Source organism: Pseudidiomarina sp. WS423, from assembly GCF_050750165.1.
In the GTDB taxonomy this organism is placed as follows: domain Bacteria; phylum Pseudomonadota; class Gammaproteobacteria; order Enterobacterales; family Alteromonadaceae; genus Pseudidiomarina; species Pseudidiomarina fusca.
In genome coordinates this window covers 1-26,432 of the sequence record NZ_JBOJLN010000017.1, presented here as the reverse complement: position 1 = coordinate 26,432, position 26,432 = coordinate 1, and the positions used below count along the sequence as shown (strand labels likewise).

The following is a 26,432-nucleotide window of genomic DNA, read 5'->3' as shown; positions in this document are numbered from 1 at the left end:
GTCATCAATAGCATTAGTGGGCCCGTGTATCCGGATGTTGTTGCTCCAGCTCAGCTAACTCATTCGCAAGCTGCTCTGGCGAAGTCGTGTTACGTGCAAGGAGTGAGTACAGCCCAGGAATAACAAAGATGGTTAAGAAGGCTGATAAGGCTACCCCACTAAAAATAACGCCCCCGATCACCATCCGACTTTCAGCGCCAGGGCCCGATCCCAGTATCAATGGAACCGAACTCATCAAGGTGGTGAAGGCCGTCATCACGATTGGCCGTAAGCGCTGCTGTGAGGCGCGAATTAACGCATCATCAAAACGCATACCGGCATCTCGCAACTGGTTGGCGAACTCCACAATCAAGATACCGTTCTTAGCCGCTAAACCAATCAGCATGACAATGCCGATTTGGCTGTAAATATTGATGGTCATATCTGCTGCGTACATGCCGATAACGGCACCTAACACTGCCACTGGCACCATCAACATGATCACCAACGGATGCACAAAGCTTTCAAATTGTGCTGCTAACACCAAGTACGCAATCAGCAAGGCTAGTACAAACACGAAAATAACCGAGCTACCGCTTTCTTTGTACAACAGTGACTCGCCTTTATAGTCAATCGAGACATCATCAGGCAGTTCAGCTTTTACGATGTTTTCTAGATAGCCTAGGGCTTCACCCAGCGAGTAACCTTCGGCCAAGTTGGCTTCAATGGTAATACTACGCATACGGTTATAGCGGTTGAGTGAGCCAGACGTAGCCTGTTCATCTACCGTCACCAAGTTCGATAACGGGATCAGCTGATTAGTAGAAGTTGAACGCACGTAGATATTATCGATGGCAGTAGGGCTACGATAGTCAGAACGCTCACCTTCTAAAATCACATCGTATTCTTCACCGCGATCCAAATAGGTGGTTGCACGCCGTTGCCCCAACATGGTTTCTAAGGTACGACCGATATCTCCCACCGATACACCAAGGTCGGAAGCCCGCTCTTGGTCAATCCGAATCAGTAATTGCGGCAAGGTCGCTTTGTAATCGGTATCTAAATCTAGCAAGTTAGGATTCTGGCTAGCTTTTTCTATCACCACCTGGGCATAAGCAGCCAATTGCTCGTAAGTATTACCTTGCAAGACAAACTGCACCGGACGCCCGTTCCCCCCACTAATACCGCTGCGCATGAAGGCAAAGGCTCGCACCCCAGTCACGTCGCTAAGTTGCTTGGATACCTCATCCATCAACTCAAAGCTTGACCATTCGCGCTCTTCAAAAGGTACCGCTCCAACAATCGCAATACCTGCTGAATCACCCCAACCCGGTGACCGAATAATTAACCGGTCAATTTTACCTTGGTCTAAATAAGGTAATAAAATACTTTCAATTTCACGCATATGGGCGGAATTTGACTCAAATGAAGCACCTTCGGCACTGCGCACCATCACGTAGAAAGTGCCTCGGTCTTCTGGTGGTACAAATTCTTGCTCGATGAACTTCATCATGCCAAAGGCTAGCACACCGGACAGTACCACTAACGCTGCAGACATCCACGGATAAGCCAACACTCGCTTAAGTAGTTTGACATACCCGTTTTCTAGCTTCTCAAAACCGCGGTCCATGAGCTGCCCGAACTTACTCGAGCGCTCTTTTTTGCGCAGAATTTTAGAGCTGAGCATGGGCGACAAGGTTAATGCCGCAATACTTGAGAATGCCACAGCCGCAGCAATAGCCAAGGCAAACTCAGTAAACAGTTGCCCTATGTTGCCATCTAAAAAGGCTAATGGAACAAACACCGAGATCAGCACTAACGTAGTTGCAATGACTGCGAAACCTACTTCACGAGCACCGCGATAGGCCGCTAATAAAGGTGGCTCGCCAGATTCAATCCGACGATAAATATTTTCTAACACCACAATCGAGTCATCGACGACTAAACCGATAGCCAGTACCAATGCTAGCAACGTCAGTAAGTTGATCGAAAAGCCCATCGCAAAGAGCGCAATATAAGAGGCAATAATAGCTACCGGAACGGTTAAGGCCGGAATTAAGGTGGCGCGGATATTACCCAAGAACAAGTAAATCACCACCACGACCAACGCCATCGCAATACCCAAGGTATTATAAACCTCGTCGATCGAGCCTTTGATGAAGATAGATGAATCGTAGCTAGGCACGATAAACATGGTTTCTGGCAGAGTTTGCTCAATAATAGCAATCTCCCGCTTCACATTTTCAACCACATCTAAGGTGTTGGCTTTGGATTGTTTCACAATCCCGATACCCACCATGTTGATGCCGTTACCGCGGAAGTCAGTTTTATCGTTCTCGGCCCCCATTTCGATCCGCGCAACTTCAGCTAAACGAACCAATTGCCCATTGTCGCCACGCTTGATGGTGAGCCGTTCAAAGTGCTCTGGGGTAAGGTAAGTTCGAGCCACCCGCACCGTGAACTCGCGGTCAATCGACTCCACTTCACCAGCTGGCAATTCCACGTTTTCAGACCGTAAGCGGTTTTCTATATCGGTGACAGTGATGTTACGTGCCGCCATGGCGTCGCGGTCTAGCCAGATGCGCATGGCGTAACGCCGTTCACCACCAAGTTGCACCCGCGCTACGCCGTCTACAACGGAGAGACGATCGGCGATGTAGCGATCGGCATAGTCAGTAAGCTCTAGTACCGACATGCTCTCACTACGCAGGTTGTACCAAACGATGGTACTTTCATCTGAGTTAGCTTTGGAAACTTCAGGCGGGTCAACTTGCTCTGGCAAGTTATCTAATACGCGCGATACACGGTCTCGCACATCATTTGCGGCGGCATCAATATCACGAGTTAATTCAAACTCGATGCTGATCCGAGAGCGGCCATTTCGGCTGCTAGAGTTGATGCTTTTGATCCCTTCGATACCGCTAATCCGGTCTTCAATGACCTGAGTGATTTGAGTTTCTACGATATCAGCAGAGGCCCCAGTGTAATTGGTGTCTATCGATACTACCGGTGGGTCAATATCTGGGTACTCGCGTAATGGCAGCATGGTAAAAGCGACAATACCAAACACGATCAGCAGAATATTAACTACCGCTGCAAAAACCGGTCGTTTAACCGAGAGGTCTGACAAAATCATGGCTTAGTCCTCCCGAATCTTGACTGCAACACCGTCGCGCAAACGCACCATGCCTTCAGTAACCACCTTGTCACCAGGTTTAATCCCATCCAATATTTCAACAATACCGGGTTTACGACGGCCAACGGTAACTGGCACTTGCTTGGCCATATTGTCGCTGGTGACCACATACACGTAGGTTTGATCTTGAACTGGAACAATCGCCTTTTCTGGCAAGATCATGGTTTCGTCCACACTACGCAATAGGTTCACCCGCAATAACATGCCGGGACGTAATTTATTGTCTTCGTTGGGAATGTTAGCTCGAACTAAAATGGAACGAGTTAATGGGTCAACGCGCGAGTCGATACTGCGGATCACGCCACGAAACTCTTCGCCGGGGTAGGCACCACTGCGAGCCGCAACTTCTTGGCCAACTTTCAAGCTAGCAAAATAAAGTTCCGGAACATTAAAATCTAATTTAATCGGTGACGTGTCATCAAGCGTAGTAATTTGGTCGCCAGGCGCGACTAACGAGCCGACACTTACATAGCGAATACCGAGTTGGCCGCTGAAAGGAGCAACAATCCGTTTTTGTGCGAGTTGCGTTTCCGCCACTTCTAACGAAGCGATGATCTCTTTCACTAACACATCTTGAGTTTCTACTTGTTGCTGCGATGCCGCATTTTGCCGACGTAAGTCTACTAAACGTTGATACTGACGGTTGGCCTCGGCTAAACGGAATTTAAGCTCTTGCACCCGTGCGGTTTCTTCACGTGAGTCTAGCTCCACGAGCAACTGCCCGGCCTCAACAAAATCACCATCATCAAAGTGCACCGCCATCACTATTTCTTGGGCTTGGGCAGTCACCACGATGGATTCATTTGCTTGCGCCGTACCTAGCGCTTCAATCACATCTCTGAATTCGCTGATTTGTGCAGATTGCACTTCAACCGGGACGGGGTTTTGTGGACGTTCTTCTTTGGGCGCAACTTCAGCAAACCAATAAAAGTATGCTACTGCTGCCGCCAGAATAAGGACAACAATGCTGACTGGATTAAAGACGTTCCGTGCGGCCATAAACCCTCTAGTACTACGTTTACAAAAATAAGATACCCTTATTGTAACGCAGTACTGTGGTAAGGAGCGCCCGCTTACCGCCGAATAAGCGGGCTTTACCGCAAACTCTTAACGATGGTAAGCCGGGCTCAGCTCATGTACGGCATCAATAAAGGCGCCAGCATGTTCTGGATTCACTTCAGGGTGAATTCCATGACCGAGGTTAAACACATGCCCTGTACCTTGACCATAACTTGCCAAGATGGTTGCAACTTCTGCGCGAATTCGCTCTGGCGAGGCGTACAAAATACTTGGGTCCATGTTGCCTTGTAGTGCAACTTTGTCGCCAACTAAACTGCGTGCAGTAGCTAAATCAGTGGTCCAATCCACCCCTAAAGCATCACACCCCGTTGCTGCCATATCGGCCAACCAGGCGCCGCCATTTTTGGTAAACAAGGTTACTGGCACTTGGCGACCGTCGGCGTGGCGCGTTAATCCACTGACGATTTGCTGCATGTAGCGCAACGAAAACTCACGGTAGTCACGTGGGCTTAGTACGCCACCCCAAGTATCAAAGATCATTACCGCTTGCGCACCGGCTGCGATTTGCGCATTCAAATAGCTAGTCACTGACTGCGCCAGCTTATCTAACAACAAGTGCATCGCTTGAGGTTCAGCGAACATCATTTTTTTCACGACACTGAAGTTTTTGGTGCTGCCACCTTCAACCATGTAGGTCGCTAAGGTCCATGGACTACCCGAAAAACCAATCAATGGCACCTGACCTTTTAGCTCACGGCGAATGGTACGCACTGCATCCATCACATAACCTAACTCTAACTCAGGATCTGGCACCGCTAGTTTTTCGATAGCCGCTAAATCACGTAATGGCCGCTCAAATTTAGGACCTTCGCCGGTTTCAAAATACAAACCTAAGCCCATCGCATCTGGGATAGTAAGAATATCTGAGAACAAAATCGCAGCATCAAGACCAAACCGACGTAATGGTTGCAGAGTCACCTCACAAGCTAGCTCTGGGTTTTTACACAAAGCCATAAAATCACCGGCTTGCTTACGTACCTCGCGGTATTCTGGTAAATAGCGACCAGCTTGACGCATCATCCAGATCGGCGTGCGCTCGGTGGGTTGACGCAACAAAGCACGTAAGTACAAGTCATTTTTTAATTCAGTCATGAGAATCTCTATTCCAATTAAACCGGCTTGATATTAGCCGGCTATTTTACCAGCGAATGGCTTATTTTTCCTGATCAATTTCAGCTTTTAATTGCATTATTAGCTTATAGGCGATGGTACCCGGTAACGGGATTCGCGGCAGCTGGTCGATATCAAACCAATCGCCTTGCTCGAGTTCAAACGGGTCAAGCCTGAGTTCACCACTACGCCACTCAGCGGTGTAGCCTATCATCAACGAATGCGGGAAAGGCCAGGACTGACTCGCCACGTAGCGATGATTTTTGATTTCAATACCGGCTTCTTCCATAACTTCTCGGGCTAGCGTTTGTTCTAAGGTTTCGCCCGCCTCAACAAACCCAGCCAAGACTGAAAACAGTCCTTCGGGATGGCGCTTACCGCGCGCTAACAGCACCTTACGGCCTTTTCTAATGGCTACAATAATGCAAGGTGAAATACGCGGGTAACAACGATGCTGGCAGCTATGGCAATGCATGGCTAATTCCCAGTCAACTGCTTGCATCCGTGCTCCACAGCGACCACAAAAACGGTGGGTTTGCAGATAATCTGCTATTTGCTTAGCCCGCGCGGCCATGGCAAACATATCATCATCTTGCTGCACCAACACCTCACGCAGGCTATGAAAATCGCCCAACGCAGCAAATTCTGCGTCGCCAAAATCAGCCATCACTAAATAGCAATTGCGCTCACGCAACTCGCCAATGAACACCACTTTATAGTCATTCAAGTCTGGCAAAGGCAACTGATCTAACTGCCCATGGGGAGGTCGATTATCGGTAGGACTGAGCAGTAGTTCGCCCGCGGATACAATAAACCACCAAGCTGGCTCGTCAGCAGCAGGCTTTTGGTACGGCTTTGACATGCTTATGTTATCCTTTTCAAACAAAAATAGTTGACGATAGCTTAGCATCATCAGTAGATTGATGACTATGATTCAAACGGAGAACTGCATGTTAAAACGCAACGAACACGCCAAACAACGCTGGAGTGGCGCTCATCAGGCTATAGATACCTGGCTACAAGAACGACAGGCAGTATTAGTGGATTATTTTAAATTAGCTGGCCTAGCGCCCTATGAACGCGATTCACAAGCACTCCCGGCAGCTCAGGATATCCGTCATTTTTGCGAGCTATTGATGGATTACGTATCGGCCGGTCACTTTGAAGTGTATGACCAGATCATCCGCAACAGTCAACAAGCACCACAAAGTACCCGTGAATTAGCTAACGAAGTTTTTCCGTTAATTAGCGACACCACCGAAATTGCGCTAGACTTCAATGACGCTTACGGCGAAATCAATGAAGACAATGGGTTACAACAGTTCGACCAGCATCTATCGCACTTAGGCGAAGCATTAGAACTACGGATGGAATTTGAAGATAGATTACTGAGCACACTAGAGCAGCATCAACTGCTCTAATGGCTCCTTGCTGTAGACGCTTGGGCTTAACCAGCGTCTACTGCGTTGTCTTCTGCAGTTTGAGCTTGTTTCACGTCTAGCAACTCAACTTCAAAAATCAAGGTTGAGTTAGCCGGAATCAAACCATTACCCACTTCACGCTCACCATAAGCTAGCGCCGCTGGAATCACAAAGCGGAACTTATCACCCACGCTCATCAACTGCACGCCTTCAGTCCAGCCTGCGATAACACGGTTAAGTGGGAATACAGCTGGTTCACCACGCTCAACTGAGCTGTCAAACACTTCGCCGTTGATTAAGGTTCCTTCGTAATGTACTTCTACGATATCAGTTTCAGTTGGCTGCGCGCCACCTTCAGCACCTTCGCTAATCACTTCGTATTGCAGGCCTGATTCAGTGACAGTTACGCCTTCGCGTTGCGCATTTTCAGCTAGATAGGCTTCGCCTTCAGCTTGGGCCTTACCACCTAGAACTTGCTGACGCTGCTCAGTCACAACTTCTTGCATGGTCATCAATAATTCTTCAGCTTCTGCTTGGCTAAGTTTAGCCTCAGCTTTTACTGCATCAACAAAACCCGTGATAACCAGATCACGGTCAAGTAAAAAGTCTGCCTCTTCTTGACGGTCTAATGTTTTGCCAACAAAAGTACCTACCGAAGAACCTAAGGCATAAGCCATTTTCTCGCGCTCATCTACCGGGGCAGTTTCGCTTACTTGGTAGCTCACTGGGCCCGTTGGTTTCGCTTCTTCTTGTTGTTGCATACAGCCAGATACAGCAAGCGCTACCAAGGCCAGCGCTAAAGGCTTTTTAAATTGCATCATTCTATTCTCCAGGATTGAATTCTCTGTCAGAGTACGTTGTAATTCGTCGCGCTAACTATACTACACATAAATAGGGGCGTTTGCCTATGGCAGCTCAACACGATCATGATGTGATTAATCGAATTGCGAACTTAGAGAGTCAATTAGCGTTTCAAGACGATACTATTGAAACATTAAACCAACTCGTAACTCAACAAGCCGATCAGCTACATAACTTGCAGCGTAAGATGCAAGTTATGTCGGAAAAGTTCCAACAACTGCAAGAGCGCGGCGATAGCGATGGCTTAAAACCCGAGGATGAGATCCCCCCACACTACTAATTGCTACATTTTTTGAAGGTACAGCACAAAACTTGACCCCGCGGCAATGAGTCCGTATAACAATCATTCAACTTTGCGGAGGACTCATGTCGGTCAAGCATCCTATCATTGCCGTCACCGGTTCATCAGGCGCCGGCACCACCACCACCAGTCAAGCGTTACGACATATTTTTCGTAACTTACGTATTCATGCGGCGTGCGTGGAAGGTGATAGCTTTCATCGGTATTCACGTCCAGAAATGGAATTAGCCATACGCAAAGCCCAAGAACAAGGCCGTCATATCAGCTATTTTGGCCCAGAAGCCAATGATTTTGCCCGGTTAGAGGCGCTCTTTAGAGAGTATGGCCAAACCGGAAATGGCGAAGTAAGACGCTATTTGCATAGTTTCGATGATGCTGTGCCTTATAACCAAACACCTGGTACCTTCACCCCTTGGGAGCCCTTGCCCCAGCACACCGATTTATTGTTCTACGAAGGCCTTCATGGTGGTGTTGCAGGTGCAGATTATGATGTTGCACAACATGTAGACTTGTTAATTGGCATGGTTCCTATCGTCAACTTGGAGTGGATTCAAAAGCTGCTTCGCGATACCTCCGAGCGTGGCCATTCCAGAGAAGTTGTTACGCAAAGCATTATTCGCAGTATGGATGATTATATTCACCACATAGTGCCGCAATTTTCGCGTACACATATCAACTTTCAACGGGTACCAACGGTAGATACATCCAACCCCTTTAGCGCTAAAGATATTCCGAGTTTAGACGAGAGTTTTGTGGTTATTCGTTTTCGCGGGATGAAGCACGTCGATTTCCCTTATTACTTACAGATGATCGATGGCGCCTTTATGTCGCGGGTGAATACCTTGGTGGTGCCTGGTGGCAAAATGGTGTTTGCAATGGAGTTAATCCTAACGCCATTGATTGAAGAAATTCTTGAGAAAAAGGCCAACGGCGGCACCGTGGAATGGCTTAAGTAAGCCATACCCCCTGCCACTGTGCGCCTCGCCCCTGAGCAAGTAACGGGGTTAAGTAGTTCATCACCTCATCCACCTGTTGTAGCAGCCCAAACGGCGGATTTATGAATAGCATGCCGCAACCATTTAAGGTCTGCGGGCCTTGCGCATCCCGAATTAAGATATCAACGGCATAAGCCTTTTGCACATGCTTGAGTTGCGCTACCTGCTGATGAAAGTCGCCAATACTAAGCGGGTCTTTGATCGGGTACCACACGGCGTAAACGCCAGTAGCCCAGCGCTTGGTGGCGGCATCCAAAGCGGCAACTAAGGTTTGTAACTCATCGCGCTGCTCAAACGGTGGGTCGATCAACACTAACCCGCGCTTAATCGGTGGAGGTAGTAATCCTTTCAACGCGGCATAACCATTGGTTTCAGTTAAGACTTTGATACTACCGGCAGTAGCAAATTCCTGTTTAACGTTAGCAGCTAATGCCAAGCTATCTTGAGGATGCAACTCACACAGTACCAGTTGGTCTTGCGCGCGCAATTGCTCTGCTGAAAACCATGGCGAACCAGGATACCAACGCAACTCACCGGTAGGGTTAAGTTGCTGCACCTGAGCAACATAGGATTGTAATACCGCAGGGATATCATCACGGCCTAGTAACCGCGCTATGCCATCGGTGGCTTCGCCAGTTTTCTGTGCTTGCTCGCCCTGTAAGTCATACATACCAATACCAGCGTGAGTATCCAACACCCAGTACGGCTTATCTTTTTGACCTAAGTAGTCTAATACTAACCATTGTAGGCTGTGCTTGACCACATCAGCAAAATTTCCAGCATGATAGCTATGACGGTAGTTCATCAGTTATGAATTCTCAATTGCAAAACTGTGGGTAATGGTCACTGAGGCCTCTAGCATTTTAGCTACCGAGCAGTACTTGTCTGCCGACAAAGCAACCGCACGCTCAACATGTTTATCCGCAATATCTGTGCCGGTTACCACAAAGTGCAAATGCACTTTAGTAAACACGGCTGGCGTTGCATCGGCCCGCTCGCCTTTCACTTCGCAGCGTACTGCAGAGACTTGCTGACGAGCCTTTTCAAGAATCGATACCACATCAACCGAAGAGCAACCTCCAGCAGCCATTAACACTAATTCCATGGGGCTGGCAGCTTCAGCTTTATTGCCATCCATTAACAGGCTGTGGCCTGATCCTGATTTAGCCTCAAACACTAAACCGTCACGCCAGTTCACTACTGCTTGCATTGCTGCTGCCATAGGTTGCTCCTACTTGTGAGAGATCATTTATCGCAATTAAAAATTTAAGCCCGGCGCTAATTTCTCCGGCATTACCACCTGCTCGGCTTCCACTGACGCCACGGGGTAAGCACAGTAATCAGCTGCATAATAAGCGCTGGCACGATGGTTACCACTTGCACCAATACCACCAAACGGTGCCGCACTGCTGGCTCCGGTGATAGGCTTGTTCCAATTCACAATACCGGCGCGAATGCGTCTAAAGAAGTAGCGATAGGTTTCTTCGCTATCACACAAAATACCAGCCGACAAACCATAGCGAGTGTTGTTCGCTTCAGCAATGGCAGCATCAAGGTCGGTATAGCGATACACTTTTAGTAACGGCCCAAAATGCTCGATGTCAGGCATTTCTTTCACCTGAGTCACATCCAAAATGCCTGGCGTGACAAAGCCCAAGTGATGATCTTTTTGGAGCATTTTTAACAATACTTTAGCGCCCGCATCAATCAAATCATTTTGCGCTTTCACCATATCGCTGGCTGCTTTAGCAGAAATCATCGCACCCATAAAAGGTTGTGGGTCGGCTTCGTAGTCGCCTACTTCAATCTGTTCGGCAACTTCAATCAGACGTTTCAAAATGGCGTCGCCATTAGCGCTTTTTTCGATAAACAAGCGACGGGCACAAGTACAACGTTGGCCAGAGGTAACGAAAGCTGATTGCACAATATCGTGCACGGCAGCATCAATATCAGTTACGTCTTTCACTAGTAGTGGGTTATTGCCACCCATTTCTAGCGCTAAAATCTTATCTGGACGCCCTGCAAATTGCTTGTGTAATACATGACCAGTGCCTGAAGACCCGGTAAAGAATAGGCCATCAATCTGCATGTGTGCAGACAATGATTTACCCGTTTCAACCAAACCCTGCACTAAGTTGATCACACCTTTAGGGATGCCCGCTTCCTGCCACAGTTTTACCGTAAACTCGGCCACTTTGGGGGTCATTTCACTGGGCTTAAAGACTACCGTGTTACCGGCTAGTAACGAGGGTACAATGTGGCCATTAGGCAAATGCCCAGGAAAGTTATACGGACCATAAACTGCAACCACCCCGTGAGGCTTATGACGCACAAAAGCCTTACCACCTGCCATGGGGTTTTCAACGGTACCAGTACGCTCTTGATAAGCTCGCTCAGAAATCGCAACTTTACCAATCATTGCAGCGACTTCGGTTAAGGTTTCCCATACCGGCTTACCTGTTTCTTCAGCAATAATATGGGCAAATTTTTGTTTGTTTTCTTCTAGTAATTCAGCAAAACGCTTACAAATAGCTAGGCGCTCTTCAAAGCTACGTTCGGCCCAAGCAACAAAAGCTTCGCGAGCGGCCAGCACTGCTGTATCAACCTGTTCGGCTGAGGCGGCCTTGCCTTCCCAAATAATCTCATCACGCGCTGGGTTGATTGATTTAAATAAATCGCCTTCGCCACTCACCCATTCGCCATTAATAAATAAGTTCTTATCGGTCATTACTGTTCTCCTGTCAGACTGACAATCCGCACCTGGTCACCATCTTCAACGCGCAACGCGGTGCTATGGCGTGCTTCCATCACCACGTGATCATCATGTACTTGAATGCGAGCTTGAATCGCGCGGAAATCCGCAACGCGGGTATTACATACAATGTAACGGGCTGATTCTGTTACCGGCCCGATTTTAACTGGTAAGCGCTTACTCTCACGTACACTCTTAATATTTGCTACTTCAGCTTCTACGGTAGGTCCGGCATCAAAAATATCGACATAGCCACGACAACGAAATCCTTCAGCTTGTAACATTTTTAAGGCTGGTCGCGTATTCTCATGCACTTGACCGATAACGGCCTGTGCTTCCGGTGGTAGCAAACTTACATACACCGGATGCTGCGGCATCAATTGTGCGACAAAGGCTTTCTCGCCAATTCCGGTAAGGTAGTCAGCTTGGGTAAAATCCATCCGAAAGAAATGCTGCTGCAACCATCCCCAGAAAGGAGATTCGCCATTTTCATCTGATACACCACGCATCTCAGCAATAGCCAATGGACTAAAGCGCTGTCTAAATTCAGCCATAAACAGCATCCGAAAGCGCGATAGCACCCGACCGTTCATATTCTTGCGAAACGGCTCGCGCAAAAAGAGAGTACATAGCTCGCTCACACCTGTGTAGTCATTACACAAGGTTAAGGTTTCTTGCGCGTTATAAATATCCAGCTCTTTACTGTGGTGAACGACTTTACCTAGCCGATAATGATAGAAAGAATCGGTTAAGCCAACTGCGGCTTCAATACCACTGACGCCAACAATCTCTCCTGACTTGGTATCTTCCATAACAAACAAGTAGCCTTCTTCACCAGGCTCACTCACATGAGCACGGGCAAAGGCTTCTTGAGCTCTGGCAATACGACGTTGGAGTAAGGTTTCATCAACTGGCAACGAGGTAAAACCATGTCCAGACTCAACTGCACAGGTATAAAGCGCCGCATAATCCTGCGGCGCTATCGGACGAACCACTAACATAAAGTGTCTCCGTGAGGATTAGCCAGCTAGCTTGGCAACAGCTCGTTCAAAGCGCGCTAACCCTTCCAGAATATCTTGCTCTGGAATAATCAACGACGGCGTAAAACGAATCACACTTGGCCCGGCCACTAGTACCATCACACCTTCAGCGGCTGATGCATTTAAAAAGTCGCGAGCTTTACCATCGAATTTTTCAGTTAGCTCCGCACCTAACAACAAACCTTGGCCACGGATATCTTGGAACACACCGTATTTTTCGTTGATTTGCTGTAGGGTGGTTTTGAACAACTGTTCGCGTTGTTTCACACCAGCTAACACGTCATCGGTGTTCACTACATCGAATACCGCTTCAGCAACAGCACAAGCCAACGGGTTACCACCGTAAGTGCTGCCGTGAGTACCAGGTTTTAAGTGAGCGGCAATCTCTGCTGTCGTCAACATAGCACCGATCGGGAAGCCACCACCTAGCGACTTAGCTGAGGCTAAAATATCTGGGGTTACGCCAAGCTGTTGATAAGCATACAAACTACCGGTACGCCCAAAACCTGTTTGCACTTCATCAAAAATCAACAACGCATTGTATTTATCACACAACTCACGCACGCCTTTGACAAACTCTGCATCAGGGCTAATAACACCACCTTCACCCTGCAAAGGTTCCATCATGATCGCACAAGTCTTATCAGACATTAACGCTTCTAGTGCAGCCAAGTTGTTGTAATCAACGTGCTCGATGGCACCAGGTTTTGGCCCAAAACCGTCCGAATAAGCAGCTTGACCACCTACTGTTACAGTAAAGAACGTACGGCCGTGAAAACCTTTGTTAAAGGCAATAATTTGGTCTTTTTCTGGTCCGAATTTATCTAACGCCGAACGTCGCGCCAATTTTAATGCGGCTTCGTTCGCTTCTGCGCCTGAGTTTGCGAAATAAACCCGGTCGGCAAAGGTAGCGTCAGTTAACTTTTGCGCTAAGCGCAGCGCTGGCTCGTTAGTGAAAACGTTACTTAAATGCCACAGTTTGTTGCCCTGCTCAGTTAACGCTTGCACCATCGCTGGGTGGCAATGGCCTAAACAATTCACCGCAATACCACCGGCAAAATCGACATATTCAGTACCGGCTTGGTCCCACACGCGTGACCCTTCGCCTTTCACTGGAATCATCTGCGCTGGGTTGTAGTTGGGTACCATCACGTCATCAAAGGTGGCGCGAGTTACGGATAATTTATTAGTCATAGCTGCCTCGTTTTGTTATCGATTAAAGCACTTTTAAGTGCAGCTATTATCGCAGAAAAAAGCACCGTTGTCGTGCTTACAGCGTAGAAAAAATGCGGGCTAGAGAGGTGGTTAGCTAAGCTTGCAGAGCCGCTGCATAATTATGCATCAGCTAGCCCTTTTGCTGCATATTAAGTTGTTCTTAAGGCGTTGCTAACTGGGTTTCATCGGGAGCCTGACAATGGCGTAAAAAGGCGGCAAATAGCTCATGCCCGAATTCAGTTTCTATCGCCTCAGGATGATATTGCACGCCCCAGACCGGAAGCTGCTGATGTCGCAGTGCCATGATTTCGATCTCGCCAGCAGCAGTCTCAACCCAAGCATCAACCACTAATTCTGGCGGCAGGCTGTCTGGCTGTACCAGCAAGGAATGATAACGAGCCACCTTGAATGGAGTAGGCAAACCGGCAAACAGCCCTTGCTGTTGATGCTGCAACAACGAAGTTTTACCGTGCATGACGGTGCCGGCACGCACGACTTTCCCGCCAAACACCTGCGCGATGGCTTGATGCCCTAAACACACGCCTAGAATCGGAACATGTCCTGCAAATTCTCTAATAGCGGCAAGACTAATCCCAGCATCATCTGGCGTGCAAGGGCCTGGAGAAATCACCAAACCAGTCAGTGGTAGCGCAGCGATTTCAGCAAGGGTTATCTGATCGTTACGCACTACTTTTAGGTTCGCACCTAGCTCCCAAAAGTAGCGCGCGACATTGTGAGTAAAGGAGTCATAATTATCGATCAGTAATAACACCAGCGCGTCTCACTACTTTTGTCTCGAACTTAAGGGCGTGGCACAAAACCAATCACATCATAGACTTTACGCAGAGTTGCTGCCGCATGTTCACTCGCGGCAGTAGCTCCCGCTGCCATCACCTGATTCAAATAATCAAGGTTATTACGGTACTCATGATAACGCTGCTGAATAGGCTCCAACATGGCAACCACAGCTTCTGCGGTTTCTTTTTTCAGATGTCCGTACATTTTACCCTCAAAACTAGGTACTAACTCAGCGATAGGTTGCCCCGTAGCAGCCGACATAATCGACAGTAAATTTGAAACGCCCGGCTTCTCTTCTGGATTAAAATAAATCCGTGCCTGCTCATCTGAATCAGTTACAGCTCGTTTTAATTTTTTCTCGATTTTTTTCGGGTCTTCTAACAAGCCAATAAAATTGTTCTCGTTGTCGTCTGACTTTGACATCTTTTTATTCGGATCTTGCAAGCTCATAACCCGTGCACCCACTTCTGGAATGAAAGGATCAGGAATGGTAAAAACATCGCCATACAGATTATTAAATCGGGTAGCCACATCGCGCGCCAGCTCTAAATGCTGCTTCTGATCATTACCCACCGGCACTTCGTTCGCTTGATATAACAAAATATCTGCTGCCATCAATGCTGGGTATGTGTATAGACCTGCATTAATATTATTGGCGTGACGATCTGATTTATCTTTAAACTGGGTCATCCGATTCAATTCACCCATTTGGGTGTAACAATTGAGCACCCAAGCTAGCTGCGCATGCTCTGGTACATGGGACTGGACAAAAATCACACTTTTTTGAGGATCTAACCCACACGCCATATAAAGTGCTAGCCCATCCAGTGTGGCTGAACGTAGCTGAGCTGGGTCTTGGCGTACCGTGATGGCATGTAAATCCACCAACATAAACCGACAATCATGAGTATCCTGCATTTTTACCCACTGGCGTAACGCACCAATGTAGTTACCAATAGATAATTGTCCTGACGGCTGACAGCCACTTAATACGATAGGTTTACTCATGCTGAAAAGATTCCATTAAATAATTCATTAAACTTTAGCTAACTCATTGCGCATCGCTGCTATCACAGCTGCATAATCAGGCTGATTGAAAATCGCCGAACCTGCCACAAACATATCAGCTCCTGCCGCCGCAATTTCGGCAATATTATCGACTTTGACACCGCCATCAATTTCTAGCCGAATGTCGCGTCCACTGGCATCAATACGCTGCCTCACTTGTTTTAGTTTCGCTAGCGTCGACGGAATAAACGACTGCCCACCAAATCCTGGGTTCACCGACATTAACAAAATAACGTCGAGTTTATCCATCACATAATCTAGATAGTGCAGGGGCGTGGCCGGATTAAATACCAAGCCGGCCTGGCAGCCGGCTGCTTTTATCTGCTGCAAAGAACGATCGATATGGGTTGAGGCTTCAGGGTGAAAGGTAATGATGGAAGCGCCAGCAGTCGCAAAATCATCGATCATTCGCTCTACCGGTTGTACCATTAAATGGACATCAATAGGAGCTTTAATACCGTAGTCTCGTAGCGCTTTACATACCATTGGGCCGATGGTTAAGTTCGGCACAAAATGGTTGTCCATCACATCAAAATGAACAACATCAGCGCCCGCCTGTAACACAGCATCAACCTCTTCACCCAGCCGCGCAAAATCAGCTGAGAGAATAGACGGAGCAATAAGATAGTCAGCCATAAAAACCTCTGCTAGCGAAATATCCACTAAGTGTAACAGAGCTAAGTGCGCTTAGCAGTCAAAAAAATGCGTTTTTAAGAGTGGCGAATGAACCTTATTCCTGCTATTTTAGTAGTCTAATTGTTAACCAAATTTACGTGATTCACCTCATCGATAAATTTAGCTAAAGCCGAATCAACCCTTATTTAAATGGAGGTCAGTTATGAAGTTGCGATTAATGATAATTGCAGTTATTACTGGCACGATTTTGTCTGGCGCTTTTCTAGCACCAGCATGGCAAACGACAGCTAGCAATTACACCCAACAGTGCGAGCAGTTATTAGATGTCAGTGAACAGCACAGTTCACTAGAAGCTTGTGTTGCGCCAGCCAAGCAAGTTTCTTGGCATGCGTGGTTTACTGGGCAAAGCCGCTCGACGCAGTTTCACTTTTTAGATTTGTTCGAGCTACTTTTCAATAGTAAAGACAAGTCTAAGCGCCACTACGAAAATCCACTTCAATAACCTAAAAGTAGACCTGCTTATGCTGCCTAGCGTCGATAATACTCATGTTGAAAAACCTGGTTTATTGGCCGTCATTGTCAGTGTCCTAGCAGCCATGTTTGGGGTGCAAACCGAAGCCAATCGCAAGCGCGATTTCAACAAAGGCAACCCCTTGTTGTTTATTGGCATTGGCGTGGTCTTTGCGGTGTTGTTCGTATTAGGTTTAGTACTGCTTGTTAACACGATTCTAGCGAGTTGATAGCAACTGCTATTAGCAAAAAAGCCAGCTTTTTTGCTGGCTTTTTTTGTGCTTTACCCTACTCGGCGGCTACCAACTGCTCAAACGAGGTAATGCCGCTGTGACGCAATAATGCATCCACTTGTGGTTCTCGCCCACGAAATGCTTTGAACAGCTCCATAGCATCCTGCGAGCCACCCCGTTCTAGGATGCTGCGCAAAAAGTCTTGGCCCGTGCGCCGATTAAAGATGCCTTCTTCTTCAAAACGCGCAAAAGCATCTGCCGAAAGCACCTCGGCCCATTTATAGCTGTAATAACCCGCTGCATAACCGCCAGCAAAAATATGTCCAAAGCTATGCTGAAAACGATTACTTGCCGGCGGCTTACGCACTGCCACTTGCTCGCGCACTTGATCTAAAATGGTTTGAATTTGCTGTTCTTGTTGCGGATCGAAATCACGATGAATACGCAAATCAAACAGACTGAACTCCAGTTGTCGTACCATTTGCATGGCCGATTGAAAGTTCCGTGCAGCTAGCATGTTGTCAAGTAACTGAGTTGGCAGCGGTTCACCGGTTTCGTAGTGACCAGAGATCATCGCTAAAGCATCCGGCTCCCAACACCAATTTTCTAAAAATTGCGACGGTAACTCCACCGCATCCCAAGCGACACCATTGATTCCTGATACCCCAGCAACATCTATTTTGGTCAGCATATGATGCAGACCATGGCCGAATTCATGAAACAGAGTGAGCACTTCGTCATGGGTAAACAGGGCCGGTTTGTCACCTACGGGCTTATTAAAATTACAGGTTAAAAAGGCTACCGGTAGTTGCAATGATTGCTGGGTGGTTATCCTGCGTACCGCACAGTCAGCCATCCAAGCGCCACCGCGTTTACCGCTTCGCGCATAAAGATCAAGGAAGAAACTACCACGCAGATCGCCATTATTGTCACTGATTTGGTAATAGCGTACATGCTCATGCCAACCTTCAAAAGCTTGGCTGGCCTCTATCTTTAATCCAAACAGCGTTTCAACCACGCGGAATAAACCATTGATAACCTGCTGCTCAGGAAAATAAGGCCGTAGCTCTTCGTCGGAGATAGCATATTCTTGTTGTTTCAGCTTTTCGCTGTAATAAGCCACATCCCAAGCTGCTAGGTCAGTCTTACCTTGCAGCGCAGCAAACTCAACTACCTGCTGATACTCTTGTTTAGCTTGAGGTAACGATTTCTCTGCTAGGTCTTGCAAAAAGCCTTCAACTTGAGCCGGGCTATCCGCCATTTTGGTGGCAAGGGATAATTCGGCATAATTCGAAAAACCAAGCAATTGTGCCAACTCATGCCGCAATGCCAAAATTTCATCCATCAGTTCGGAGTTATCATACTGACCAGCTTGTGGCCCTTGATCCGACGCCCGCGTAGTGAAGGCTTCATACATGGTTTGTCGAAGCGGTTCATAATCGGCATACGTCATTACTGGCAGGTAGCTGGGGATATCGAGACCAAAGCGCCAGCCTTGTTGATTGTGCTCGGCCGCAGCTGCCGCCGCAGCAGCGACCGCACTTTCAGGTAGCCCAGCTAACCAGTCGGCTTGCTGTTGCAGTTCTGGCGTCACTAAAAAATGCCAATTATCAGTCGCATCTAGTAAGTTATTGCTAAACTGTGAGGATAATTCGGAAAGCCTTGCTTGAATGTCAGCATAGCGTTGTTTCGCTGCTCCTGTTAACGCCACCCCCGACAACTCAAAATCACGTAAAGTATCGGTAATAACCTTACGCTGGGCTTGGCTAAGCTCTGTAAAACTGGCGCTATCTGCTAGGGTTTTAAAAGCTTGATACAGGCCTTCGTGTTGGCCGACATAGGTGCCATATTCAGAGAGCAGCGGTAAACATTGATCGTGGGCACTACGCAACTCGGCTGAGCTTACCACGGCATTCAAATGAGAAACCGGTGCCCAACTACGCTCAAGCTTGTCATCCACCTCTTCGAGTGGCGCTACTAAAGCCTCCCAAGTGCGTTCAGGTTGCCCTAATACAGCCTCAATAGTTGCCTTGCAGTCTGCAATACGCTGAGTGATAGCCGGTACAATGTGCTCCGCTTTAATGCTGCTAAAAGGCGGTAAATGGTAATCACTGAGCAAAGGGTTTTGACTCATAGCGCATCCTCTTGAATAATGCTGTATAAATAATTCGCGTCGTTGATGTTTCATCATCCTTATGTAGGGATGATTGGCGCATTTAACAAGGCCTAACAATAACAGGAAGTCCGTATGACACATAGCAGTTCTCGTGCTTGGATACGCCACGGCGTCATCGCATTAACCAGTATATTTATTGCTGCCGGCTGTAGCTCCTTACCAAGCGATAGCACTCAACCAGCCCCGGTTGTTGCTACCGAAGATGGCTCGCAAATTCAGTTTGAGCGGCTATATAACAGTTCTGACTATGCAGCTCGTGGCGTCGGCCCTACTCGTTGGTTAGCCGACGGCAGTGGTTACACGGTGCTTGAAAATGCCACCGATGGGGGGCAAGATTTAGTTCGATACCATCCTGAAACCCAACAACGCACCCTGCTTGTTGCAGCTGCAGATTTGCGCCCTAGTACCGACGCAGAACCTCTTAGCATTGCTGATTACAGCTGGTCTGAAGATGGCCAAAAGCTGCTCATCTTCACCAACACCAAACGCTCATGGCGCACTCATACGTTGGGCGATTATTGGGTGTTTGATTTAAAGACCAAGCAGTTACAGCAGCTTGGAGGTAACGCTGAGCCATCAACACTGCAATTCGCTAAGTTTGACCCGCAAGCTAAGCGGGTGGCCTACGTGATGAAGAATAATATTTACGTCGAAGATCTTGCTAGCAAGCGGATAACGGCTTTAACCAAAGACGGCAACGACACGATCGTTAACGGTACCTTTGATTGGGTCAACGAAGAAGAATTCTTTTTACGTGATGGTTTTCGGTGGAGTCCAGATGGCCAATCCATCGCCTACTGGCAGTTAGATACCGCCGGCACCCCCTTATTTACCATGATCAATAATACCGATAGCCTGTATCCCACACTGAAGCAATTCCCCTACCCTAAGGTGGGTGAAACCAATGCCGCCATGCGTATTGGGGTGATGCCTGCTAGCGGCGGCAACACTACTTGGATGAATGTACCAGGTGATCCACGCCAACATTATTTAGTCCGCATGCAGTGGGCTGGTAATAGTGATTCACTATTAATTCAACAATTAACTCGGTCACAAGCAGTTAATACTGTTTTTCTCGCCAATGCTAACAGCGGTGCCGTCCAGAAACTGCTTGATGAAACCACAGAAAGCTGGGCTGAATATGTAGACGATGTGCAATTTATTGATGAAGGCTCTGCATTTACGTGGCTAAGTGAGCGTAGTGGTTTCCGTCACCTTTACGTCGTACAACGTGACACGGGTAGACTTCGTACCATCACTCGCGGGCAGTGGGATGTTATTGAAGTGCTGCAAATTAATCCAACTAGTGGCTGGGTCTACTTTATTGCGTCTCCTGACACCCCATTAGAACGCTATTTGTTCCGCGCCAGCTTAGACGGCAGTGGTAAACTTGAGCGCCTTACACCTGCTCAGCCTGGCACCCACAGCTATCAACTTTCAGCGGATGCGAACTACGCGGTGCACACTTTTTCAGATATCGACACCATGCCGGTCGTGGATATGATCAAGCTGCCTGAACACCAATCGCTGCGTATTATCAAAGACAATCAGAGCGCTCAGCAAAACTTCGACCAACTGCAGCGCGGTGACTTTGAGTTCTTTCAAGTTGCCGCCCAAGATGGCTTGCTGCTCGATGGCTTCTTAATCAAGCCGGCAGATTTTGATCCAAGCAAAAAATATCCAATTTTGTTCTATGTCTATGGTGAGCCGTGGGGCCAAACCGTAAGCAATAGTTGGGGTGGTGAACGCTTTTTATTCCATAACTATTTAGCTCAACAAGGTTACTTAGTTGCTTCTATTGATAACCGTGGAACTCGTTCACCGCGAGGCTATGAGTGGCGGCGTTCGATTTATCAACAACTAGGAGTAGTCACGGTACGCGATCAGCACGATGCCTTACAAGCGATGCTCGAACGTTGGTCTTTTATTGATGCTGACCGCGTTGGTATCTGGGGTCACAGTGGTGGTGGGTCGCAAACCTTGAATGCGTTATTCCGCTACCCAGAATCCTACCACCTGGGGATGGCGTTAGCACCAGTCCCTGATTTAACTTTGTATGACACTATTTATCAGGAACGTTACTCTGGTCTCCTACCCGAGGCTGCGGCCAGCTATCGTGAAACGTCCGCCCTTACTCATGCTGCTAATTTACAAGGAAAGCTCTTATTGGTGCATGGTACCGGCGATGACAACGTGCATTTTCAAGGCAGCGAACGCCTCGTTAATGAGCTGATTAAGCATGGTAAACAATTTGACTATTTTGCTTATCCAAATCGCTCGCATGGTATCTACGAAGGTGCTGGTACCACCTTGCATTTACGCACCATGATGGCTGAGTTTTTACAAGAGCACCTGCCCGCTGGAGCTCGCTAGCTTGGTGCTAATCAGCATCGATGTAGTCTAAATAGTGGTTGTGCATAAGCGTACTACCGTAAGTGCGCAACCATTGTTCGGCTTCTTGGTAGCTTGCTGAATGTTTTGCCACCAACTGCCAGAATGCCTTGCTGTGATTAAATTCTTGCAGATGGCACAGTTCATGAATCACCACATTGGTCACGATCCATGCAGGTGCCATCCACAATCGCCAACTAAAGCGCAGCTGATGCTGCCGCGTACAATGACCCCATTTACTGGTAAAATCACCAACCGACCAACTTTGTGGCTGCAGGCCATGCTCAGCCGGCCAGTGTGCAAAAAAATCGTCTAACCATTGCAGTGCCTGTCGTTGATACCATGCGATAACAGTGCGTCGGGGCTCCTGCTGCGAATTACTGCGCGCAGTTACCGTCACAAATAATTCGCGGCCATAGCGCTCACAGGTTTTACGCCCAGCTTGGCTTACTTTGAGCTGCAGCGGTTGCCCCAACCAGCGCAGGCGCTCACCCGATTGCCACAGGCGTGGCGCCAGCCCTTGCAGTTGCTGTTGCTGGCGCTCAACGTGCTCAGCAATCCAGGTTGCTTTCGCCTGCACCAAGCGGTTTATTTCAGCGTCGCTGACCCGCTGCGGCGCCCGCACCTGTACCTGCCCATGTACCACTTTGATTGCGATAGAACGGCGTTTTTTGCTACGCACTAATTGGTAGCTGGGCAGTTTTTGTGTTGCTGGTAACGACTGAACTGACACGAGATTACGTAATTCCTTGTTAAGGAGTGAATTGCTGTACGCCTTGCATTGCACCTTGCCACAATTTCAGCGATCATAGCATTCATTTGTATCATTAAAGCAGCAATCTTGCATGAATTAGGAGTACCCGCATGACTCGACATTACGATTACCTTGCCATCGGCGCCGGCAGTGGCGGCATAGCTTCAGCCAACCGTGCCGCTATTCGCGGTGCTAAAGCCGCTGTTATCGAAGCGAAAGCCGTAGGTGGCACTTGTGTTAACGTAGGCTGTGTACCTAAAAAAGTCATGTGGTATGGCGCCCATATCGCCGAAGCCCTCAAATATAGCTCAGCCTATGGCTTTGATGTGAAGCAGCAAGGTTTTGACTGGCAAACCCTAGTGACTAATCGCGAAGCCTACATCGAGCGTATTCATGGCGGCTACCAACGTGGTTTTGCGAGCAATGGGGTCGACTTCATTGAAGGCTTTGCTACCTTTGTCGATGCCAACACCGTTGAGGTAAATGGTGAGCGTATTACTGCAGACCATATCACCATCGCCGTTGGCGGCAGACCGCTTATTCCAGCCATTGAAGGCGCTGAACATGGGATAGATTCAGACGGCTTTTTTGCCTTAACAGAACGCCCTAAAAAAGCCGTGGTCGTTGGTGCTGGCTACATTGCCGTTGAAATTGCCGGAGTATTACACGCCCTTGGGAGTGACGCCCATTTATTAGTGCGTGGCGATCGTCCTTTGCGCTACTTTGATAAAGATATTACCGATGCCTTGTTAGAGCGCATGCAACAAGATCAACTGCAATTACACACGGGTTGTATTGTCGCTAAAGTTGAAAAACAAGCCGATGGTTTACTCACGGTGCATTGCGAAGACGGCCGTCAGTTAGCTGATGTCGATTGTTTAATTTGGGCCATCGGACGTGTTCCGGCAACCGATAAGATTAACTTAGCTGCCGCTGGCGTTAACGCCGATGAGCAGGGTTTTATTCGTACCGATAAATATCAAAATACCAATGTTCCTGGTATCTACGCCGTTGGTGATATTACTGGCGAAGCCCAACTCACGCCTGTCGCCATTAAAGCCGGGCGGCTGCTAGCGGAGCGGCTGTTTAATCCTGATTTACCTGACGCCCACATGGATTACAGTCAAATACCAACCATCGTCTTTAGTCACCCTCCAATTGGCACGGTTGGGCTTACCGAAGCCGAAGCGCGCGAGGTACATGGCGATGATATTACTGTCTATCGTTCACAGTTTGCTGCTATGTATAACGCCATTACCCCACATCGGGCACTCAGTACTTTTAAGCTTATCTGTGTAGGTAAAGAGCAGCGCGTCATCGGTATTCATGGCATTGGCGAAGGCATGGACGAGATCTTACAGGGCTTTGCCGTGGCGATGAAAATGGGCGCAACCAAAGCTGATTTTGATGCTACCGTCGCTCTGCACCCAACCAGTGCTGAAGAGTTTGTCACCCTGAGAGGTTAATACAGAACAACCGCGAGGCCAGTGGATACTCCCCTGGCCTCACTTCAACGATTAGCCCCGCACATCAATACTCATCGACAGAATTCGCGATAGATGACTATAAGGTAATCCAGTAGCTTCATGCCATTGATTAAACCAATGCTGTATTTGGGCCGCGCCACGTTTACTGTAAGGCGATGCATCCAGTAACCGATGATTTTTCAACGCGGTCAGGTTATCGGGAGTAAGAATATACCCATCCCACCCCACTCGTCTGAGCACATGCTGGGCCGCAGTGCCACCTAAACGGGCACCATGCCGCTTTAAATAGGCGAGTAACAGATGCTGTTCGGCGCTCGGCCAGTTTGCTAGAAACTGACCAAAGCTGCCATGCTGCTCCGCTATGTCGACTAACATTCGCGCATTTACCGGTACCGTGGCGATTTTCTGTGGATTGCGCACGATACGCTCATCTTGTGCAAGTGCATCGAGGCGCTCTGGCGGCACCTGCTGCCAATAAAGCGGCAAAAAGCCGGCAAAAGCCTCCTCGAAGCCCGCCCATTTTCGCTCAATAACTTGCCATGCAAAGCCCGCTCGAAACACACAACGCGTGATTTCTGCAAGATAATCATTATCAGACCTAGCAACTAATTGCTCAGCAGTTGCTACCTTTGGCAATCGCTGCTGCACTAGTGGTTTACCGTGCCGCTTTACGGCCTGTTCGTAAAAGTAAGTAAAGTTCATTGGTTTTTCTGCAAAGTTAGCTAATCTAGCTGTTAAGTTGACTCTTTTGCTATCAGCATTAGGATAAACTATCACACTCACTTTCTAACAATAACTAAAGAGTCTGTGTTATGCGTAAACTGCTGCAAGTTTTCATTGCTGTGGCGCTGTTGGTTGCTGCGAGTACTCCCGCCCAAGCAAACAACCTTGATGGTATCTGGCGCGCCAAATTAGAAGTGCAACCAGGAGTTGCTATCACCCTCGGCTTAACCATACGAGATAATCAGTTATATTACGATAGTCCTAACCAAGGTGCGTTTGATATCAAGCCTACTCGCACCAACCTATCCGCTACCAGTGTCAGTTTTGCTGATGACCGTGCCAGCCTGAGTTTTACCGGCAACCTTGTGAATGGCAACCTTAGCGGGCAATTTAAACAAGGCCGAAATCACGACATCACCTTTTATAAGCTAACCGGTGATGCTATCAATCGCTTGAACTTTGAAGGTGCCTATCGGGGCAATCTCGCGATTGATGAGGAGACGCAACTGCCGTTGGTGCTTCATGTTGCAGTGCTCGCTGAAGGTTATCTCGCTACCTTAGATAGTCCGCGCCAGCAAAGTTATGGTATCCCCGTCAGCAATTTACAGATCAGTGATGAGGCCCTACAATTCAACTCGCCAATGCTGCAAGCTAGTTATCGCGGTAGCGCCATTCGTGGTGGTTACCAAGGCGAATTTAAACAGGGTGCGACCTTACCGCTTACCCTCCTAAAAAATGTGGCTGCCAACAATCAAGATTATCAGCAACCAAGTTTTGGAGAGCAAGGCGGAGCTGCTGCTATCGTCACCGCCAGTGGCTTCAAACCTACTTTCTACGGCAATCACAACGCGACCACCTTGTACGAAATAGGCTCGGTGAGCAAAACCATGGTGAGCTACTTATTGGCAGATGCCATTGCTAGCGATAGCGTACAAGCTAAGACCAAATTACAGAGTATTTTTAGCCAAGCACCCAGTACTATCACGCTAGAACAACTGGCAACCCACACCAGCGGCTTGCCAAGGCTGCCAGCAAATCTTTTTGATGGTGCTGCGGCAACCAATCCATATGCCCACTACGGTCTGACTGAATTAACCGAAGCTTTAGCTGAGGTAGAACTCACGGATGGCAGCCATCTCTATTCGAACTTTGCTTATGGTGTGCTGGCCGAAGCTATTGCGAAGCGGCAACAAACCAGCTTAGCTATCTTGCTTAAGCAAGTCTTATTTACCCCAGCTGGCATGACTCACGCTCAATTAGCCTTAGCCGATAGCCCACCCGCGTTAAACCTAGCGCAGGGCCATAATAGCTTGGGCCAGGTAGTACCGCACTGGACTTTCCAGAGCTTAGCTGGGGCCGGAGCAGTACTGGCAACGGTCGAAGACATGAGCCGCTATGTGCAATTTTTAATGGCTAAATCTGCCAACCAAGACCCTATCGTAATGAACTTACTACAACCACGCCTGCAGCAAAGTAGCTGTTGTGCGCAAGCACTAGGATGGATGATAAGTTACGACGACGAGCAGCGCCCTTATGCTTGGCACAATGGCCAAACCGGTGGCTTTAGTAGTTTTGTGGGCTTTTATCTAGATGGTTCTAAAGGCGTGGTAGTACTGAATAACCAAGCCACCTCAGTGAATGAACAAGCACTACAACTGTTAACTCATTAAACCCTTATGGGGGATAAAAAAACGGGCCCAAATGGC

24 protein-coding genes are annotated in these 26,432 nt (G+C 48.1%); 8 read left to right on the top strand and 16 right to left on the bottom strand.

Annotated elements, in window-relative coordinates; all coding sequences use genetic code 11:
• Window positions 1–13 precede the first annotated feature (13 nt).
• The 4 genes from ACQ661_RS11310 to nudC all read right to left on the bottom strand — a co-directional run bounded on the left by ACQ661_RS11310 (window position 14) and on the right by nudC (window position 6,227).
• A complete protein-coding gene (locus ACQ661_RS11310) occupies window positions 14–3,115 on the bottom strand; it encodes an efflux RND transporter permease subunit (protein WP_431668356.1) in 3,102 nt (1,033 codons plus the stop codon).
• Window positions 3,116–3,118: 3 nt separating this feature from the next.
• Complete coding sequence (locus ACQ661_RS11305) at window positions 3,119–4,174, bottom strand: efflux RND transporter periplasmic adaptor subunit (RefSeq protein WP_110075464.1); 1,056 nt, start codon at window positions 4,172–4,174, stop codon at window positions 3,119–3,121.
• A 108-nt stretch (window positions 4,175–4,282) separates the two neighbouring features.
• Window positions 4,283–5,347, bottom strand: coding sequence for a uroporphyrinogen decarboxylase (gene hemE / locus ACQ661_RS11300; RefSeq protein WP_153827094.1), 1,065 nt, complete (start codon window positions 5,345–5,347; stop codon window positions 4,283–4,285).
• A gap of 61 nt (window positions 5,348–5,408) precedes the next feature.
• Window positions 5,409–6,227, bottom strand: coding sequence for an NAD(+) diphosphatase (gene nudC, locus ACQ661_RS11295; protein WP_153827093.1), 819 nt, complete (start codon window positions 6,225–6,227; stop codon window positions 5,409–5,411).
• A gap of 88 nt (window positions 6,228–6,315) precedes the next feature.
• On the opposite strand from nudC, the gene rsd reads away from it, so the two are divergent.
• Window positions 6,316–6,786 carry a sigma D regulator gene (gene rsd / locus ACQ661_RS11290; protein ID WP_110075466.1) on the top strand — a complete coding sequence of 157 codons (471 nt, stop codon included), beginning with the start codon at window positions 6,316–6,318 and terminating at the stop codon, window positions 6,784–6,786.
• A 26-nt stretch (window positions 6,787–6,812) separates the two neighbouring features.
• Here rsd and ACQ661_RS11285 read toward each other — a convergent pair whose 3' ends face one another.
• Window positions 6,813–7,607, bottom strand: a complete 795-nt coding sequence (locus tag ACQ661_RS11285) for an FKBP-type peptidyl-prolyl cis-trans isomerase (RefSeq protein ID WP_153827091.1) — start codon at window positions 7,605–7,607, stop codon at window positions 6,813–6,815.
• An 86-nt stretch (window positions 7,608–7,693) separates the two neighbouring features.
• On the opposite strand from ACQ661_RS11285, the gene ACQ661_RS11280 reads away from it, so the two are divergent.
• Window positions 7,694–7,927, top strand: a complete 234-nt coding sequence (locus ACQ661_RS11280) for a SlyX family protein (protein ID WP_153827090.1) — start codon at window positions 7,694–7,696, stop codon at window positions 7,925–7,927.
• Between the two features lie 86 nt (window positions 7,928–8,013).
• Window positions 8,014–8,904, top strand: coding sequence for a phosphoribulokinase (locus ACQ661_RS11275; protein WP_153827089.1), 891 nt, complete (start codon window positions 8,014–8,016; stop codon window positions 8,902–8,904).
• Here the strand turns inward: ACQ661_RS11275 and ACQ661_RS11270 are convergent.
• From ACQ661_RS11270 to rpe, 8 genes are all read right to left on the bottom strand, one after another.
• Complete coding sequence (locus ACQ661_RS11270) at window positions 8,897–9,748, bottom strand: 23S rRNA (adenine(2030)-N(6))-methyltransferase RlmJ (protein WP_431668354.1); 852 nt, start codon at window positions 9,746–9,748, stop codon at window positions 8,897–8,899. The two genes, ACQ661_RS11275 and ACQ661_RS11270, sit on opposite strands and share 8 nt — an antisense overlap.
• A 3-nt stretch (window positions 9,749–9,751) precedes the next feature.
• Window positions 9,752–10,153: an OsmC family protein gene (locus tag ACQ661_RS11265; protein WP_431668370.1), complete on the bottom strand. Its 402-nt coding sequence runs from the start codon at window positions 10,151–10,153 to the stop codon at window positions 9,752–9,754.
• Between the two features lie 48 nt (window positions 10,154–10,201).
• The gene (gene astD, locus ACQ661_RS11260; RefSeq protein WP_431668353.1) at window positions 10,202–11,671 is read right to left on the bottom strand and encodes a succinylglutamate-semialdehyde dehydrogenase; all 1,470 of its coding nucleotides are present in this window, start codon (window positions 11,669–11,671) and stop codon (window positions 10,202–10,204) included.
• On the bottom strand, window positions 11,671–12,696 hold the full coding sequence (gene astA, locus ACQ661_RS11255) for an arginine N-succinyltransferase (protein WP_153827086.1): 1,026 nt from the start codon (window positions 12,694–12,696) through the stop codon (window positions 11,671–11,673). The genes astD and astA overlap by 1 nt, the downstream gene beginning before the upstream one ends.
• An 18-nt stretch (window positions 12,697–12,714) precedes the next feature.
• A complete protein-coding gene (locus ACQ661_RS11250) occupies window positions 12,715–13,929 on the bottom strand; it encodes an aspartate aminotransferase family protein (RefSeq protein ID WP_431668352.1) in 1,215 nt (404 codons plus the stop codon).
• A gap of 181 nt (window positions 13,930–14,110) precedes the next feature.
• Complete coding sequence (locus tag ACQ661_RS11245) at window positions 14,111–14,722, bottom strand: anthranilate synthase component II (RefSeq protein WP_110075474.1); 612 nt, start codon at window positions 14,720–14,722, stop codon at window positions 14,111–14,113.
• A gap of 29 nt (window positions 14,723–14,751) precedes the next feature.
• The gene (trpS, locus tag ACQ661_RS11240; protein ID WP_110075475.1) at window positions 14,752–15,756 is read right to left on the bottom strand and encodes a tryptophan--tRNA ligase; all 1,005 of its coding nucleotides are present in this window, start codon (window positions 15,754–15,756) and stop codon (window positions 14,752–14,754) included.
• A 27-nt stretch (window positions 15,757–15,783) separates the two neighbouring features.
• Window positions 15,784–16,452, bottom strand: a complete 669-nt coding sequence (gene rpe, locus ACQ661_RS11235; RefSeq protein ID WP_431668351.1) for a ribulose-phosphate 3-epimerase — start codon at window positions 16,450–16,452, stop codon at window positions 15,784–15,786.
• A gap of 202 nt (window positions 16,453–16,654) precedes the next feature.
• Between rpe and ACQ661_RS11230 the strand changes: the two genes are divergently transcribed.
• Together ACQ661_RS11230 and ACQ661_RS11225 are read left to right on the top strand one after the other, a co-directional pair.
• Window positions 16,655–16,954, top strand: a complete 300-nt coding sequence (locus ACQ661_RS11230) for a hypothetical protein (RefSeq protein ID WP_110075477.1) — start codon at window positions 16,655–16,657, stop codon at window positions 16,952–16,954.
• A gap of 19 nt (window positions 16,955–16,973) precedes the next feature.
• Entirely contained in the window at window positions 16,974–17,192 is a 219-nt protein-coding gene (locus tag ACQ661_RS11225; protein ID WP_153827081.1) for a DUF2970 domain-containing protein, read from the top strand.
• Between the two features lie 58 nt (window positions 17,193–17,250).
• Here ACQ661_RS11225 and prlC read toward each other — a convergent pair whose 3' ends face one another.
• Entirely contained in the window at window positions 17,251–19,329 is a 2,079-nt protein-coding gene (prlC, locus tag ACQ661_RS11220; RefSeq protein ID WP_431668350.1) for an oligopeptidase A, read from the bottom strand.
• A 114-nt stretch (window positions 19,330–19,443) separates the two neighbouring features.
• Here prlC and ACQ661_RS11215 point away from each other — a divergent pair, with 114 nt between their 5' ends.
• A complete protein-coding gene (locus tag ACQ661_RS11215) occupies window positions 19,444–21,744 on the top strand; it encodes a S9 family peptidase (protein WP_431668349.1) in 2,301 nt (766 codons plus the stop codon).
• Between the two features lie 7 nt (window positions 21,745–21,751).
• On the opposite strand, the gene ACQ661_RS11210 is transcribed toward ACQ661_RS11215, so the two are convergent.
• A complete protein-coding gene (locus ACQ661_RS11210; protein ID WP_431668348.1) occupies window positions 21,752–22,495 on the bottom strand; it encodes a M48 family metallopeptidase in 744 nt (247 codons plus the stop codon).
• Between the two features lie 131 nt (window positions 22,496–22,626).
• On the opposite strand from ACQ661_RS11210, the gene gorA reads away from it, so the two are divergent.
• The gene (gene gorA, locus ACQ661_RS11205; RefSeq protein WP_431668347.1) at window positions 22,627–23,982 is read left to right on the top strand and encodes a glutathione-disulfide reductase; all 1,356 of its coding nucleotides are present in this window, start codon (window positions 22,627–22,629) and stop codon (window positions 23,980–23,982) included.
• A 51-nt stretch (window positions 23,983–24,033) separates the two neighbouring features.
• Here gorA and ACQ661_RS11200 read toward each other — a convergent pair whose 3' ends face one another.
• A complete protein-coding gene (locus tag ACQ661_RS11200; RefSeq protein WP_431668346.1) occupies window positions 24,034–24,705 on the bottom strand; it encodes a DNA-3-methyladenine glycosylase I in 672 nt (223 codons plus the stop codon).
• Window positions 24,706–24,815: 110 nt separating this feature from the next.
• Between ACQ661_RS11200 and ACQ661_RS11195 the strand changes: the two genes are divergently transcribed.
• Window positions 24,816–26,396, top strand: coding sequence for a serine hydrolase domain-containing protein (locus ACQ661_RS11195; protein ID WP_431668345.1), 1,581 nt, complete (start codon window positions 24,816–24,818; stop codon window positions 26,394–26,396).
• Window positions 26,397–26,432: the final 36 nt, after the last annotated feature.